The sequence below is a fragment of the Xanthobacter pollutisoli genome (genome assembly GCF_040044995.1).
In the GTDB taxonomy this organism is placed as follows: domain Bacteria; phylum Pseudomonadota; class Alphaproteobacteria; order Rhizobiales; family Xanthobacteraceae; genus Xanthobacter.
This window is the reverse complement of sequence record NZ_JBDZDP010000017.1, coordinates 15,774-32,048: the sequence shown is the minus strand read 5'-3', so window position 1 is coordinate 32,048 and position 16,275 is coordinate 15,774. Positions and strand designations below refer to the sequence as shown.

Below are 16,275 nucleotides of genomic sequence, written 5' to 3'. Positions count from 1 at the left end.
AAGAAGAGTTCTAGTGTGAAGGTATACTCCGCCATCGCCGGCCACCGAGCGCAATAGCGGGCCTGATCTTCGCGGGCAGCCTCATATTTGTAACCGCCGTGCTCAAAAAGATCTGAAGCAAGAGACTCGCGCGCGTTGAGCTATCAAGGTCTGGAATGAAGAGCCGGGCTTCGCTGCGAATTGCCCGCCCTGTCACCCACGCCCCCAGGAGAGGAGCCGCAGCGCGTTCAGGGTCACCAGCACGGTGGCGCCGGTGTCGGCCAAAATCGCGGGCCACAGCCCGGTGATACCGGCAATGGTGGTGACGAGGAATACCGCCTTCAGCCCCAGCGAGATGGCGATGTTCTGGTGAATGTTGCCCATGGTGCGCCGGGACAGGGCGATCATGGAGGCAACGTCCTTCACCCGGCCATGGAGGGCTGCGGCATCCGCCGTTTCCAGCGCCACGTCGGTGCCGCCGCCCATGGCGATGCCGATGTCGGCGGCGGCCAGCGCCGGGGCGTCGTTGATGCCGTCGCCCACCTTGGCCACCACCGCGCCCTCTTGCTGCAGCTCGCCGACGATCCGCAGCTTGTCCTGCGGCAGCAGCTCGGCACGCACCTCGATGCCAAGCTGCCGGCCGATAGCCTCCGCCGTGCGCCTGTTGTCGCCGGTGAGCATCAGCGTGCGGATGCCCTCCCGCTTCAGCGCGGCAAGGCCCTCGGGGGCGTCCGGGCGGGGCTCGTCGCGCATGGCGATGGCCCCGGCGATGGCGCCGTCGGCCACCAGCAGGGACACGGTCTTGCCGGCGTCGTTCAGCGCCGCGATCTGGTCGGCCTGCGCCTGTGTCAAAGGCGCGCGCGCGGCGGCGGCCTGGGGCGAGCCGAGGAACACCTCGCGTCCCTCCACCTGCGCCGACACGCCCTTGCCGCCCAGCGCCTGCGCGGCCTCGGCCACGGGAATGGCGATGGCGTCCGCCGCCGCCCGGTCGAGGATGGCCTTGGCGAGGGGGTGGCTCGAACCGGTCTCCAGCGCCGCCGCGAGGCGCAGCACCTCGGCTTCCGGCTGGGCGAAGGCGATCACGTCCGTCACCTGCGGGCGGCCTTCGGTGAGAGTGCCGGTCTTGTCGAAGCAGACGGTGGTGACCTTGCCCGCCGTCTCCAGCACGGCTCCGCCCTTCAGCAGCAGCCCGCGCCGCGCCCCGGCGGAGAGGCCGGCGGCGATGGCGGCGGGCGTCGAGATCACCAGCGCGCAGGGGCAGCCGATGAGCAGGATGGCAAGACCCTTGTAGATCCAGGCATCCCACGCCCCGCCGAACAGCAGCGGCGGGATGATTGCCACCAGCGCCGCCACCACCACCACGCCGGGGGTGTAATAGCGCGAGAAGCGATCGATGAGCCGCTCGGTGGGCGCGCGCTTTTCCTGCGCCTCCTCCACCAGCTTCACCACCCGGGCGATGGTGTTGTCCTCGGCGGTGGCGGTGACGCGCACCCGCAGCGCCGCCTCCCCGTTCACCGTGCCGGCGAAGACGGTGGCGTCGGGCCCCTTGCGCACCGGCACGCTCTCGCCGGTCACCGGGCTTTCGTCGATGCCGCTCTCGCCGGCGACGATGAGGCCGTCCGCGGAAATCCGGTCGCCGGGCCGCACCAGGATCACCTCGCCCACCGTGAGGCTCGCGGCGGGCACCTCGACGGTGGCGCCGTCGCGCTCCACCAACGCGGTCTTGGGCACCAGCGCCGAGAGCGCGCGAATGCTGGCGCGTGCCCGGCCGGCGGCGACGCCTTCCAGCAGCTCGCCCACCAGGAACAGGAACACCACCGCCGCCGCCTCCTCGGCCGCGCCGATGATGACGGCGCCGGCCGCCGCGATGGTCATCAGCATCTCGATGGTGAAGGGCATGCCGTTCGCCGCCGCCGCGATGGCGCGGCGGGCGATGGGCACGAGGCCCACCAGCATGGCGGCAAGATAGAGCCAGGATTGCACCGCCGGGACGAAGGTGCCGATGCCGAAGGCCGCCACCAAGGCGAGGCCGCTCAGGAGCGTGAGGCGCGCCTTGCCGGTGGACCACCAGCGGCCCTCGGCGGCGGGGACAGCACCATGGTCGTGGCCGCCGGTTTCGGCGTGGTCGTGCTTTGCGTGATCGTGGCCGGTGTGGTCGTGGCCCGCATGGTCGTGGTCGGAATGATCGTGCCCCGCGCAGCTCTCTCCATGGTCGTGTGCCTTGCGCTGCCCGCCGCCGGCCGCGAGCGGAGCGAGGGCGTAGCCCATGGGGGAAAGGCGCCCGGCGAGGGGCGCAAGGTCGGCGTCCGGGGCATGGCGGATCACCAGCGTGCCGGCCGCCACCGAGACCTCGGCTTCCGCCACGCCGGCGATGCGCAGCGTGGTGCCCTCGATCTTCGCGGCGCAGGAGGCGCAGTCCATCCCGGTCACCCGGAACCGGCTTTGAACGAGAGGGGCGGTCATGATGCGGCCTTTCTTTGCGTCACGCTGCGGATCCTAGATGCTCTAGTCACTAGAGGAGCAAGCCCCAATGTCCGGCCCGTCGTCCGAAAATTTTCCCGACCTCCTGCCCATCGGCGCGGCGGCGCGCTTAAGCGGGGTGAAGGTGCCCACCATCCGCTTCTATGAGGAGATCGGCCTGATGCCGGCGCTGCCGCGCACCGAGGGCAACCGCCGCCTCTACAGCGCCACCCACCTGCAGCGGCTGGCCTTCATCCGCCATGCGCGCGAGCTGGGCTTTGACATCGAGGCTATCCGCACCCTGCTGACGCTGCAGGACCGGCCCGAGCAGTCGTGCGCGGCGGCGGACGAGATCGCCAGCGCGCGGCTGATCGAGGTGCGCAGCCGCATCGCCGCGCTCAGGGCGCTGGAGGCGGAGCTTCAACGCATGGTCGACGGCTGCGCCCACGGCCACGTGGCACAGTGCAGGGTGATCGAGACGCTTTCCGATCACGGACAATGTCAATTTCATAACGGCCAGGGCGAAAACCTTGGGATCGGCCGAAATTCAAGCGATCTCCCAAGCTTTTCGGGTACGCTGACGCAGCGCTTCTGAAAGACTTGACACATCGCGGCTCTTGGGGTCTCTCATGGTCCATGCTTCGCGTCTTGGCAAAAGTCCTCATGTCGATCACCGGTCCGGCGTTCCGCCGCGCCGTGTCGGTCGTCGTGGTGGCATGCCTTGTGGCCGGGCCGTTCGCAAGCGCACTGGCAGCGCATCACATCTTTGATGTGGACGGCGCTCTGGGAGAGTTGGCTGGGACCTCAGTTACGCTGACGGGCGTCGGTGTGTCGAGCACCGACCTGTCGCCCGTCGAGGCATCCGTTGCGGACCCCTCCCTCGCCGCTACGGATGCCAAGGTGTTCGGCGCCGCGCATGACCCGGCCCAGCCCCAGCCTGCCTCGGACCATGACTGCCATGGCTGCTCCATGGTGGTGCCATATACTCCGGCAGCAAGCGAGGCCCTGCGTCTGCCATCCACGTCGGAGGTAGCGCCCACGCGCCTGAGCGCCGGCCGCTCCGTTCCCGCAGACATCCGCCCCCCGCGCGCCTGATCCGACTTCTGCTCGCGCGCTGACGCCCCGCGTCGGCGATCCGCCATCAGACTTTGGATCAGATCATGTCGCCTCGTGCCCTCGCGCTTGCGCTTGGGGCAGCGCTCGCGCTGCTTCACGCGTCGCAGACGCGCGCCGAAACCGCCCGTCCGCTGACCCTCACAAGCGCCCTCGCCAGCGCCCTTGCCGCCAATCCGCGCCTCACGGCGGCGGAACGCGACATCGGCATCGCAGCCGGCCGCAATACCCAGGCCGGGGCCCTGCCCAACCCCAACCTCTCCCTAGAGGTGGACAATGCGGCGGGCTCGGGCTCCTACCAGGGGCTGGACCTTGCCGAGCAGACGATCCAGATCAGCCAACTGGTAGAGCTGGGCGGCAAGCGCGAGGCGCGGCTGGCGGCCGCCGGCGCCGGGGTCGGCGTGGCGCGCTGGGAGCGGGAGGCGATCCGCCTGCAGGTGCTGGCGGATACCGCCGCCGCCTTCGCCGCCGTGCTCGGGGCGCAGCAGCGCGCCCAGATTCTTGAGACGCAGGTGGCGGCGATCCAGCGGCTCGCTCCCTTGCTGCAGAACCGCGTCCAGGCCGGCGCTTCCTCCCCGGCCGAGATTTCCCGCGCCCGTGTCGCCGCCGATTTCGCCCGGGTGGAGCTGGACCGAGCCCGCGCTGCGCTCGGCACCGCGCGGCGGGAACTCGCGCTGCTCATGGGCCTTCAGGAGGCAAGGTTCGGGCGGGCGACCGGCAACCTGCTGAAGGTCAGCGCCCCCCCGCCACTGCCGGGGCTTGTCAAGCAGGCGCTGGGCAATCCGCAGCTCACCCGCTTCACCGCCCTGCGCGCCCAGCGGCAGGCGGACCTGCGCTCGGCACAGGCCAAGTCGGTGCCGGACGTGACCCTGGGGGTCGGCTACCGGCATTACAACGAGACCGCTGACAGCGGCATGCGCTTCTCATTGTCCATGCCGATCCCCCTGTTCGACCGCAATGACGGCGGCATCGCCGAGGCGAACGAACAGATGCTGCGGGCCGAAGCGGAGGAAGCCATCGCCCGCAATGCCCTCATCTCCCAGCTTGGCCGGGCCCATGACGGGATGAGGGCGGCCTTCGACGAAATAGCGCTATTGCGCGGCAGCACCATTCCAGGCGCGCGGACTGCCTTCGAGGGGGTAGAGACCGGCTATTCCGAAGGCCGCTACACGCTCCTGGAACTGCTTGACGCCCAGTCCACCCTCACCGACGCCGCCCTGCGCGAGCTCGATGCGCTGGTTTCGTTCCACACCGCACTCGCCACCCTCGAAGGGCTGACGGGTCGGCCGGTGAATCTCAACAAAGGAAAAGCCAAATGAGCCGCACGGCGCGACGCGACGTGGCGATGCTCCTCATCGGCCTGCTGGCCGGCGCGGGGGCGCTGTACGCATTCCAGGACCGCAACGCTCCCGTTTCGGGCAGCCTAGCCGCTGAGCGCGGACATGGTGCGGAGGGTGGGCATGGAGAAGAGGGAGGCGGACATGCCGAGGGCGGGGTGGAACTGGACGACACCAGGCTTGCTGCTGCCGGCATCGGCCTGGAGACGGCCAGCCCCGGGACGCTTCGCCAGAAGCTACGCCTCAATGGCTTGGTCCAGCCCAATCAGGAAAACGTGGTCCAGGTAACCCCGCGCTTTCCCGGCATCGTCCGGGAGATCCGCAAGCGGATCGGCGACAAGGTGGCCAAGGGCGACGTTCTCGCGGTCGTCGAAAGCAACCAGAGCCTCACCACCTACGACATGAAGGCGCCGATCTCCGGCACGGTGGTGGACCGGCAAGTCGGGCTTGGCGAATACGCCTCCGAACAGAAGCCGGCTTTCGTGGTGGCCGACCTTTCGACTCTATGGGTGGATCTCTCCGTCTATCGCCGCGATTTTCCACGGGTGCGTGCCGGCGACACCGTCGCCATCGATCCGGAGGACGGTGGGCAGGTCATCGACGGCCGAGTGGCTTATGTCTCGCCCATCGGATCAGCCGACACCCAGACCGCGCTGGCGCGGGCGGTCATTCCCAACGACGGCATGCGGCTGCGGCCCGGCCTGTTCGCCGTGGGCACCATCACCCTGACTGAGAAGCCGGTGGATCTCGCGGTCCGAACCAGCGCGCTTCAGACCATCGACAACCGCACCGTCGTGTTCGTGCGCGACGGTGACGCGTTCGCCCCCCGCGATGTGGAGATCGGTGATCGCGATGCGGAATGGGCCGAGGTGCTGTTCGGGCTCATGCCCGGTGATGTCTACGCCGCGCGAAACAGCTTCGTGGTGAAGGCGGAACTCGCCAAAGGGAGCGCTAGCCATGAGCACTGAGGCGTCCCCCGGCGCGATGGACGACGGCCTGCGGCTCGTCACTGCCTTCATTCATCCTCATCTTGAAGGGCGCGTGGTGCGAGCCCTGCACGAGCTACCTGAATTCCCGGGATTTACCTTCACCGAAGCGCGCGGCCAAGGTCGCGGCCGCGGTGCCGGCGGCACCTATGTGGCGAGCGAATACGACCTCACCTACCAGCGCCATCTCCAGTTGCAGATCGTCTGCCGTGCCGGCGTCGTGGAGGCAGTGATCTCGACCCTCACGCGCGCTGGGTGGACCGGACACCGCGGTGACGGAGTGGTTTTCGTTACGCCGGTGGAGCGCTTCGCCCGCATCCGTGAGGCAGGCAAAGCTCAGGCTCAGGAGGGGGCGCGATGATCGACGCCATCCTCGCCTTCTCCATCCGCCAGCGTTGGCTGGTGGTCATGTTCTGCCTCGCCATCGGCGCCTTCGGGGCCTGGAACTTCACGCGCCTCCCCATCGACGCGGTGCCCGACATCACCAACGTGCAGGTGCAGATCAACACCTCGGCGCCCGGCTTCTCGCCGCTGGAGACCGAGCAGCGCATCACCTTTCCCATCGAGACCTCCATGGGCGGCCTGCCCGGCCTGCAATACACCCGCTCGCTGTCCCGCTATGGCCTCAGCCAGGTGACGGTCGTGTTCCGCGATGGCACCGACATCTACTTCGCCCGCCAGTTGGTGAACGAGCGCATCCAGCAGGCGAAGGACCAGCTTCCGCTGGGGGTGGAGACCGCCATGGGGCCGGTGTCCACGGGCCTTGGCGAGATCTACATGTACACGGTGGAGGCCAGGGACGGGGCGAAGAAGCCTGACGGCCAGCCCTTCAGCCCCACCGACCTACGCACCATCCAGGACTGGATCATCAAGCCGCAGTTGCGCACCGTGCCGGGGGTGGTGGAGGTGAACACCATCGGAGGTTTCGAGCGGCAGTTCCATGTGCTGCCCGATCCGGCGCGGTTGATGGCCAATCGCATTTCGTTCCGCGAGGTGATGACGGCGCTGGCCGCCAACAACGCCAACGTGGGCGCCGGCTATATCGAGCGCAACGGCGAGCAGTATCTGGTGCGCACGCCGGGCCAGGTGGCGGACGCCGCCGAGATCCGCGAGATCGTCATCGGCAGCCGGGGCGGCACGCCGCTGCGGATAGGCGATATTGCCGAGGTGCGCGAGGGGCGTGAGCTGCGCACCGGCGCGGCGACCCTGAACGGAGAAGAGGTGGTGCTGGGCACCACCATGCTCCTCATCGGCGAGAACAGTCGCACCGTGGCCCAGCGTGTCGCCGCGCGATTGGAGGAGATTTCCCGCTCGCTGCCTGAAGGCGTCATCGCCCGTGCCGTCTACGACCGCTCACACCTGGTGGAAGCCACCATCGCCACGGTGGAGAAGAACCTTCTGGAAGGCGCGCTGCTGGTGGTGGTGGTGCTGTTCGTGCTGCTCGGCAATTTCCGCGCGGCGCTGGTGACGGCCTTCGTCATTCCGCTCGCCATGCTCTTCACCATCACCGGCATGGTGGAGAACCGTGTCAGCGCCAACCTCATGAGCCTTGGTGCCATCGACTTCGGCATCATCATCGACGGGGCGGTCATCATCGTCGAGAACTGCCTACGCCTGCTGGCGGAAGAGCAGCATCGGCGCGGCCGGCTCCTGACCCGCGCCGAGCGGTTCGAGACCATCCTCGCCGGCTCCAAGGAGGTGATCCGGCCGAGCCTGTTCGGCACCATGATCATTGCCGTGGTCTACCTGCCGGTGCTCACCCTAACGGGGGTGGAGGGCAAGATGTTCACGCCCATGGCCATCACCGTCCTGATGGCGCTGGCCGGCGCGGCTCTGTTCTCCATGACCTTCATCCCGGCGGCCATCGCGCTGCTGGTAACGGGCAAGGTCTCCGAGCACGAGAACGTCATCATGCGCGGGGCGCGGCGCTTCTATACGCCGTTGCTCGATGCCGCCATCAACTACCGCGCCGTGGTGGCGGTGGCCGCGGCCGGCCTCGTGGTTGCGAGTGGCCTTGCCGCCTCCCGCATGGGCGGCGAGTTCATTCCGAGCCTCGACGAGGGCGATGCGGCGATCCAGGCGCTCAGGGTGCCGGGCACCAGCCTTACCCAGTCGCTGGAGATGCAGCAGGCGCTGGAGAAGAGCCTGCTGAAGGTGCCGGAAGTGAAGGAGGTGTTCGCCCGCACCGGTACGGCGGAAGTTGCCACCGACCCAATGCCGCCCTCCATCTCCGACGGTTACGTGATGCTGAAGCCACGCGCCGAATGGCCGGACCCCGGCAAGTCCAAGAGCGCGGTGATGACCGACATCGAGAAGGCGGCGGAGGGCGTGGCGGGGAGTAATTACGAACTCTCCCAGCCGATCCAGCTGCGCTTCAACGAGCTGATCTCCGGCATCCGCAGCGATGTGGGCGTCAAGATCTTCGGCGACGACCTCGACATGCTGCTGCAGGTGGCCGGGCAGGTGCAGAGCGTGCTCCAGGCGGTGCCGGGCGCCGCCGACGTGAAGACCGAGCAGGTCTCCGGCCTGCCGATGCTGACGGTCGCCCTCAATAGAGCGGCCATGGCCCGTTACGGGGTAAGCGTCGCCGACGTGCAGGAGCTGGTGGAGATCGCGGTGGGCGGCCGCGAGGCCGGCGCCCTGTTCGAGGGCGATCGCCGCTTCGACATCGTGGTGCGCCTGCCGGAGGAATTGCGCACCGACATCGAGGCCCTGCGCGCGCTGCCGGTGCCGCTTCCCCCTGCGGCGAGCGATGAGGCCAAGCCAGTCCAGGCCGCTTGGGTCCCGGGATCTGGCGGGCAGATCCGCTACGTGCCGCTGTCCGCCATCGCCAACCTCACGGTCTCCCCTGGCCCGAACCAGATCAGCCGGGAGAACGGCAAAAGGCGCATCGTGGTGAGCGCCAACGTGCGCGACCGCGACCTCGGCTCCTTCGTCACCGACGCCCAGCGCCAGGTGGCAGATAAGGTGAAGCTGCCCGAAGGCTACTGGATCGGCTGGGGCGGCCAGTTCGAACAGCTGGTTTCGGCCACACAGCGCCTTGCCATCGTGGTGCCCATCGCGCTGTTGCTCATCTTCCTGCTGCTGTTCATGAGCTTCGGCTCGGTAGCGGATGCGCTGCTGGTGTTCTCCGGCGTGCCGCTGGCGCTCACGGGGGGCATCGCGGCGCTAATCTTGCGCGACCTGCCGCTCTCCATCAGCGCCGGCATCGGCTTCATCGCGCTCTCGGGCGTGGCGGTGCTGAACGGCCTCGTCATTATCGCCTTCATCCAGCGCCTGCGGGCGGAAGGGCGGGACGTGGTGACGGCGGTGCGCGACGGCGCCCTGACACGCCTGCGCCCGGTGCTGATGACGGCGCTGGTCGCTTCGCTCGGCTTCGTGCCAATGGCCATCGCCACCGGCCCGGGCGCGGAGGTGCAGCGCCCGCTCGCCACCGTGGTCATCGGCGGCATCATCTCCTCCACCATCCTGACCTTGCTCGTGCTGCCAGCGCTCTACGTGCTGTTCCGGCGCGAGACCAGGCCAGCGGCCTCCCCCGAGGCGCAGGCCGAAGCCCCATCCCCCTAGCCCCAAAATCGGAGAAAGACCCGTGCTTAAGAGCCTGATCGTCGCTTTCAGCCTGCTTGCCGCTGGGCCCGCCCTCGCCCAGCATGCCCATGGTGCGCAGAAGGGTCCCAATGGCGGCCCCTTGGAAGACGTCGCCGGCGTCCATGCCGAACTTGTCGTCTCGGGCGAGACCTTGACCTTCCACGTAGTCGATGAGGCAGGCAAGCCGGTCGATACCGCCGGCTTTACCGGTTCTGCCATGCTGGCCTCCGGCGCCGATCGCAAGACTATCCAGCTTACCGCAGGCGGTCAGACCCTGGCCGGCAAGGCGCCATCAACCATCGTCAAGGGCACGGCGGTCACGCTGCTCATTAAAACCCCGGCCGGCAAGTCCGGTCAGGCCAAGTTCACCACCCCATAAGGAAGTGTGTCATGAAAAGTACTGTGTGGAACTACGTTGCCCGCGGCACCTTGTGCGTGCTCGTGTTCGGCATCGCGTCGCCGGCACTGGCACTCGATCCGCGACCGAAGACATATCGTGAGAAGCAGAGGCACGATTTTCGAGACGTCCAACTCGGGGTTACTCACCCGTTGCCCCATGGTCGCAGCACATCTATCCGTTCCGGCCAGACGCGCGATGTTCCGTCCGAGCAACGCACTATGGAATCCAGCCGGTGAATTCAATATTCGGTCGTTTCGATCAAGAGGGAGAGGCGGTGTGAGAGGCTTTATCCGAAGCATTTTGCTAAGTCTCATGCTGATCGTAGTCTTGTGTATTCCGGGGTATTCCTGGAACGCGAGCGCGATGTCATTAGAAGCGAGCGCATTTACGGATGAAAACCACCATCAGAGTGACGAAGACACCCGCAATCCGGCCTGCGCTGCGGTGCGGTGCGAGTGCCACGCTTGCCCGCACGTCTCCCCCTTCGATGAAGGTGCGTCGTCGGGGCCCCCAGAGTGGAGAGTGTGCGGGCAATGGGCGAACGAGACCCGTAGTGGTGTCGGCCTAGGCGTAGAAATCCCCCCTCCTCGCTACGCGAATGTTGAAAACAAATGAAATAAATCAAGTTTAATTCGACATTCGAGGTTAAATCATGAAGATTTATGTCCTTGCTCTTAGTTTCATCCTCCCTCCGCTTACGGCTTTCGCAGAGCCGTATCCGTCGACGCTCGGCGTGGAGGAGCAAGAGCGACATGAATTCCTTGACGTGCAGCAGGAAAGTTATCCCGGCGGCCGTCTTTCTGGGACAACGAGCGGCTCGCCTAAGGTGCAGATGAGCCGCCCTCAGGCGCCTACCCCAGGGACCTTCATTCCCTCGCCCTCGCCGTGGCTTAACGATCGCGCGGTGCGCTAAGCCGAGTCATTAAGAAGGAAGAGGGACGAATATTCGCCCCTCTTCATCCATCTAAATTCCAATTTTTGGAGGTAAAATCATGAATAAGGCGATTTTTACAGCGTGCATTTGCATCGCGTTAAATAGCATTTGCATCGGAGCGGCTTTCGCCGCGGGCACGCAATTCACCCCATTTTATCTGCCTGCGCAAACTTCACAAACGTCGGCAATAGGCTGTGAACATTCAAATGTCGGAGAGCATAAATTGTTTTGTGCAAAGAATAAATCTTCATGTTACGACAAAAATAGGTCTTTCAGGCCGCACGAGCTTACTCATTGCAAAATTCAATATGATCAATGCATGCGAGCTTGGGACTAACGCAATGATACAAATAGTGAAAGAAAAATTATCTATATGTGCATTTTTCGCATGTATTTATATGTTATGTATCGATATCAGATCCGCTAATGGAAACGAAATATTGGAAACAATATTGACTAGATCGTTTTTTATACAGAATATTACAATATATTGCTCTCAGTTTATACCAGATGTAACCGAGAGGTCGTCAGGAAAATATGGTGATATATCTCGATTGACCTATCATATACGCCAAGAGGTGGTTGGTGAGTTGCCCGCTGACCAATCGATCTTTGTAGTCCGCCGTTCAGCTGACATGGCGCGAGCGGGTGCGCTGCAGGCAATTCGGCAACTTTATGAATTCGACCGAGATCGTGAGCAAGCACGTATCGTAGAGTGGTGCGAACAGTCCGCGGCACTCGAGATTGCCGAATACGTCCGTGACCATGATGGAAGACACGATGAATTCGTTGCAATCATTGCTGCAGCCAAGAAGGGCGGCGATAGATCCAAGTCAGAATTAAAACCCTAAGGTGTCTTTATTGTCAGATGTCGGGTTGGGCGATGCTGGTGAATCTGGGGAGCTTACAAAGATGATCGAGAAGCTTCGACTGGACATTCCAATCCTTCTGCCAAACGTGCCCGACGCTGTAGACTCCTGTGTGAGTCGGCTCGTTTCGGAGCTTCAGGAGCGCGCGGGCATTGAGTATGTGCACGTCGCTGGCGGCGAGTCGGCGCAGCTCTGCCTCCACTATGACCCGACGGTAATCGGCTTACCTCGCATCCGGGAACTTGCCCAAAGCGTTGGCGCGCAGATTACCGAGCGGTTCGGTCACGCGATTTGGCAGGTGGAAGGGATCACCCATGAACGGCGTGCGCGCACCGTTGCCGAGAAACTGCGTAAGCTTTCCGGGGTATTGGAGGCCGAAGCCAGTGCATCTGATCTCGTACGCGTCGAATTCGACCGCGAGGCGGTAACAGAGCAGGAAATCCGAAACGCCCTCGTTCAAATGGGGGTTATCGCCGCGAGGGATGCGGCCGCGCTACGGCTGGATAGGCTGCCCTCTCACGCTAGATATGATCATCGGTCAGTCATGTTTACGCATGCCAGGTCAGAACATAAGGAAGGAAAAGGGGAGCACGATCATGCCCATGGCAGGATCTTCGGACCGAACACTGAGCTAATCTTCTCTCTTGCCTGCGGCGCGCTGCTCGTCGTCGGTTTTGCCATCGAGAAGCTATTACCGGCCGCACCCGGCTGGCTGCCCATCGTGTGTTTCGTTGGGGCATATTTCTTTGGCGGCTTCTACACGGTCCGCGAAGCGATAGACAATCTGCGCCTGCGCAAGTTCGAGATCGATACGCTGATGCTGGTAGCGGCTGCGGGCGCGGCTTCGCTTGGCGCATGGGCGGAAGGCGCGCTGCTGCTCTTCCTGTTCAGCCTAGGCCACGCATTGGAACACTATGCCATGGGCCGCGCCAAGCAGGCGATCGAGGCCCTGGCCAAGCTCGCTCCACGCACGGCCACGGTGCGCCGCGCTGATGGCATCTTGGAGGTTTCCGTAGAGGAACTTGTGATCGGCGACGTGGTGCTGGTCCGCCCTAACGAGCGTCTACCTGCCGACGGCTTCCTGGTGAAGGGCTCCTCCGCCATCGATCAGGCTCCTGTCACCGGCGAGAGTATACCGGTGGACAAGCGCTCGGTTGACGACATTGCTGTGGCACGGGCGCGGCCAGACACGGTTGGCTCTGACTCGCGGGTCTTTGCGGGAACAATCAACGGTGCCGGCGCCATTGAGGTGGAGGCGACGCGCTTATCGAGCGATACGGCGCTGGCAAAGGTAGTAAAAATGGTGAGTGAGGCGGAAACGCAAAAATCACCGACCCAGCGGTTCACTGAGACATTCGAACGTATCTTCGTGCCCGTGGTGCTGGCGCTCGCGATCCTCCTTCTGTTCGCCTGGGTGGTGGTGGACGAGCCATTCAGCTCAAGCTTCTATCGTGCCATGGCGGTACTCGTCGCCGCAAGTCCTTGCGCCTTGGCCATCGCCACGCCGAGCGCGGTGTTGTCCGGCGTCGCGCGAGCGGCACGTGGCGGCGTGCTGGTGAAGGGTGGCGCGCCACTGGAGAATCTGGGCTCGCTGAGTGCTATCGCATTTGACAAGACGGGAACGCTGACGGAGGGCAAACCGCGCATCACCGACGTCGTGGCGGTCGAAGGGGTTTCGGAACATGAGCTCCTCTCGGTTGCGGTCGCAGTAGAGGCCCTCAGCGATCACCCGCTGGCCGCTGCAATCGTTCGCGACGGGCTTGCCCAGCTGGAAGGAAGAGACATAGAGGAGGCGACCGATCTCAAAAGCCTCACCGGGCGCGGCGTGGTCGCTTCATTTGCCGGACAGCCGGTCTGGCTCGGCAAGGCTGAGATGTTCGGGGAAGAAGGTATTCCCCCGCTCACTCCGGCCGTGAAGGCATCGATCGCGAAGCTACGAGACGCCGGGCGCACCACGATGGCGGTGCGGTTTGGTGAGCGGGATCTCGGAGCCATCGGCCTTATGGACACGCCCCGCGCAGCCGCTCGCGATGCGCTCAAGCGGCTGCGCGATCTCGGCATCACTCGGATGCTCATGATCTCGGGCGATCACCAGAAGGTAGCCGACGCCATCGCCAAGGATTTAGGGCTGGACGAAGCTTGGGGCGACCTCCTCCCCGAGGACAAAGTCGTGGCGATTCAAAAGCTGCAAAAGGAAGCCAAAGTCGCGATGGTCGGCGATGGGGTCAATGATGCGCCGGCGATGGCGAATGCCACGGTTGGCATCGCCATGGGAGCCGCCGGATCCGATGTGGCGTTGGAGACCGCGGACGTCGCACTCATGGCGGACGACTTGCGTCATCTCCCGTTCGCGGTCGGGCTGAGCCGCCGTACGCGTTCCATCATCCTTCAGAACGTGTTCATAAGCCTGGGAGTGGTGGCGCTACTGGTTCCGGCGACGGTATTTGGCCTCGGTATCGGCCCTGCCGTGGCGGCGCACGAGGGATCCACGCTGGTGGTGGTGTTCAATGCACTACGTTTGCTTGGCTACCGCGATGGGGAAACATGACGTGATAGTGAATGAAAAATCGCAAACTATCAAAAACATCTTGGTACGAGAATATTTCATGAAGAAAATACCCGTCGCAATATTTGTTTTTATTGTCATTTGTGGGTCTTATATCGACTCATCTTTTGCAGAGGTTGGCCAATCGACGAACCCTACTCCGGCCGATTTGCGAGGACAGGCCGTTAGTCATTTGAAGTTTATGTATGGTATGTATTTTGCGATTCGTGGATGTTCAGAAGCATATAATGCTCAAGCGGAACCTAATTTTAAGCCAACAATTACTTTAGCCGAGGCGCAACAGGTTCTGCGTGCGGCGGATGCTGCTGCTAGATCGGTCGGTATCGATGTTGACAAGGCATGGCTTGAAATGAGCTCCATTGGGCAAGCAGCAGGAGAAGCGCTCAAAATGAAGACAGACGATAATTATAAAAAATGTCAACAAAGTGGAATGTTTTTCCGAACAATCACATCTCGCCTTCAGATGACAATTCGTAAATTGGATGGAAATATTCACATAATAGAAAAAGACTATTAATATTTATAATTTATGTAATTAATATAAATTTTAGAAAATTATATATCATTTTAATGATAATAGATTCTTCCATTGCCTATGAGGACGTCCGTCATTGCCAGGTATCCAGTTTGATAGTGACAATACGGTGCTTGGAACGACGGAGGAGGGCAGCTGCGCGCGAATAAATGACGATCTTATTTGGTTGGGGGCGCCTCTCATTAGCATGGCCCGGCTTAAAGTCATCACTTATATGAGATGGTCGCGATTTCCCTCAATCCTATCCGCAATGACGCGGCTATTGATTTCCATGTAAATTATATTTGCTACTCATAATTTAAAATAGGAATTACGTATTATATGCAACTATTAAAATGGAGAGCGTTCCATATGTCAAATACAAATGCGGAAATTGAAATCCGCTACCTCAGATATTTAATTGCTGCCTCCGAATATGGGAGCTTTCGGAAGGCGGCAGCGGCACTCGGAGTGCAAGAATCCTCCGTCAGTCGGCGGATCCGGGACATTGAGGATCAGGTCGGGGCCTCCCTGTTCTTGCGACACCCTGGAGGGATCAACCTGACCATAGCCGGACAACGCTTTCTCCATCGGGTCCGCCATGCGTTGGACCACATTCGCGATGGAGCGGCGGAGGTGGCCGCCATTGGCCGTGCCGAGGACGGATACGTCAAAGTGGGGCTGTTTTCTTCACTTTCGTCTGGTTTCCTGTCGAACCTATTTCGAACATATGATGCAAAATATGGATCTGTTCACATCGATTTCATCGACGGCGAAGCACACGATCACATCAATTCCATTCGCCAATTTCAGCTTGATATCGCTTTTGTCATCGGATTGGCCGATTGGCCGGAATGCGATACGGTTTATCTTTGGTCGGAACAGGTCCTTGTGGCATTGCCTGAAGGCCATCCGCTCTCCGCCGAAGACGCGTTGACATGGCGAGATCTCAGTTCTGAGAAAATTCTTATCCGAGACACTGCATCTGGGATGAGAATCCAAGACTATGTCATTCGCAAATTCCGTGAAGTCGAATGCGAGCCCCGTGTCGAGGCTCAACGAGTTGGGCGATATAAGCTTCTCAATCTCGTCGCGTCCGGCCGCGGAATAACGTTGGTCATAGAATCCGAAAATTTGGTCAAGGTCCCCGGTGTGACCTATCGTTCTCTGCGCGGCGAGGTGCTCCGGTTCTATGCCGCTTGGTCGCCGAAAAACGACAATCCGGCGTTTCGGACATTGCTCAGCCTTGCACGGGCGATGGCTCGCTCCTCGGGATCGAGCCCTACGATATCCCACGCGCACGATTGAGATGAGCCGAACGCCGGGCCTTCGCGAAACCGCGATCTGTCGCAATGAAGCGCTCAAGCATCGGGACGATCAGGCGGGCTGGGTCAGTCGGTGACTGATTGTTTTCGCGGCCGAGGATTTCACCATAGGCGACGAGGTCGCGGTGCAGGCTGGCGGGCACCTCCAATGATATCTTCACCGGCTTGTCGTCGGGGATTTGGCCGAGCTTCAACTTCGTCATA

13 protein-coding genes are annotated in these 16,275 nt (G+C 62.8%); 11 read left to right on the top strand and 2 right to left on the bottom strand.

The window, feature by feature from the left end:
- Positions 1 to 192: 192 nt before the first annotated feature.
- A complete protein-coding gene (locus ABLE93_RS21750; RefSeq protein WP_348841909.1) occupies positions 193 to 2,442 on the bottom strand; it encodes a heavy metal translocating P-type ATPase in 2,250 nt (749 codons plus the stop codon).
- A gap of 67 nt (positions 2,443 to 2,509) precedes the next feature.
- Between ABLE93_RS21750 and ABLE93_RS21745 the strand changes: the two genes are divergently transcribed.
- The 11 genes from ABLE93_RS21745 (at position 2,510) to ABLE93_RS21695 (ending at position 16,054) form a co-directional block, all read left to right on the top strand.
- Positions 2,510 to 3,034 carry a MerR family transcriptional regulator gene (locus tag ABLE93_RS21745; protein WP_348841908.1) on the top strand — a complete coding sequence of 175 codons (525 nt, stop codon included), beginning with the start codon at positions 2,510 to 2,512 and terminating at the stop codon, positions 3,032 to 3,034.
- Between the two features lie 68 nt (positions 3,035 to 3,102).
- Positions 3,103 to 3,534: a hypothetical protein gene (locus tag ABLE93_RS21740; protein WP_149577664.1), complete on the top strand. Its 432-nt coding sequence runs from the start codon at positions 3,103 to 3,105 to the stop codon at positions 3,532 to 3,534.
- 65 nt (positions 3,535 to 3,599) lie between these two features.
- Positions 3,600 to 4,871: a TolC family protein gene (locus ABLE93_RS21735; protein WP_149577665.1), complete on the top strand. Its 1,272-nt coding sequence runs from the start codon at positions 3,600 to 3,602 to the stop codon at positions 4,869 to 4,871.
- Positions 4,868 to 5,857, top strand: coding sequence for a divalent metal ion exporter adaptor subunit IhpB (gene ihpB / locus ABLE93_RS21730; RefSeq protein WP_348841907.1), 990 nt, complete (start codon positions 4,868 to 4,870; stop codon positions 5,855 to 5,857). The genes ABLE93_RS21735 and ihpB overlap by 4 nt, the downstream gene beginning before the upstream one ends.
- A complete protein-coding gene (locus ABLE93_RS21725) occupies positions 5,847 to 6,236 on the top strand; it encodes a P-II family nitrogen regulator (protein WP_149577667.1) in 390 nt (129 codons plus the stop codon). The genes ihpB and ABLE93_RS21725 overlap by 11 nt, the downstream gene beginning before the upstream one ends.
- Positions 6,233 to 9,442: an efflux RND transporter permease subunit gene (locus ABLE93_RS21720; protein ID WP_149577668.1), complete on the top strand. Its 3,210-nt coding sequence runs from the start codon at positions 6,233 to 6,235 to the stop codon at positions 9,440 to 9,442. The genes ABLE93_RS21725 and ABLE93_RS21720 overlap by 4 nt, the downstream gene beginning before the upstream one ends.
- Positions 9,443 to 9,464: 22 nt before the next feature.
- Positions 9,465 to 9,842, top strand: a complete 378-nt coding sequence (locus ABLE93_RS21715) for a hypothetical protein (RefSeq protein WP_149577669.1) — start codon at positions 9,465 to 9,467, stop codon at positions 9,840 to 9,842.
- A 1,161-nt stretch (positions 9,843 to 11,003) separates the two neighbouring features.
- Positions 11,004 to 11,648, top strand: a complete 645-nt coding sequence (locus ABLE93_RS21710; protein WP_348841906.1) for a hypothetical protein — start codon at positions 11,004 to 11,006, stop codon at positions 11,646 to 11,648.
- 61 nt (positions 11,649 to 11,709) lie between these two features.
- Complete coding sequence (locus ABLE93_RS21705) at positions 11,710 to 14,214, top strand: heavy metal translocating P-type ATPase (RefSeq protein WP_348841905.1); 2,505 nt, start codon at positions 11,710 to 11,712, stop codon at positions 14,212 to 14,214.
- A gap of 1 nt (position 14,215) precedes the next feature.
- Positions 14,216 to 14,749, top strand: coding sequence for a hypothetical protein (locus ABLE93_RS21700; RefSeq protein WP_348841904.1), 534 nt, complete (start codon positions 14,216 to 14,218; stop codon positions 14,747 to 14,749).
- A gap of 369 nt (positions 14,750 to 15,118) precedes the next feature.
- Complete coding sequence (locus ABLE93_RS21695; RefSeq protein ID WP_348841903.1) at positions 15,119 to 16,054, top strand: LysR family transcriptional regulator; 936 nt, start codon at positions 15,119 to 15,121, stop codon at positions 16,052 to 16,054.
- Here the strand turns inward: ABLE93_RS21695 and ABLE93_RS21690 are convergent.
- A complete protein-coding gene (locus ABLE93_RS21690; RefSeq protein ID WP_348841902.1) occupies positions 16,029 to 16,274 on the bottom strand; it encodes a DUF2274 domain-containing protein in 246 nt (81 codons plus the stop codon). The genes ABLE93_RS21695 and ABLE93_RS21690 overlap by 26 nt on opposite strands.
- Position 16,275: the final 1 nt, after the last annotated feature.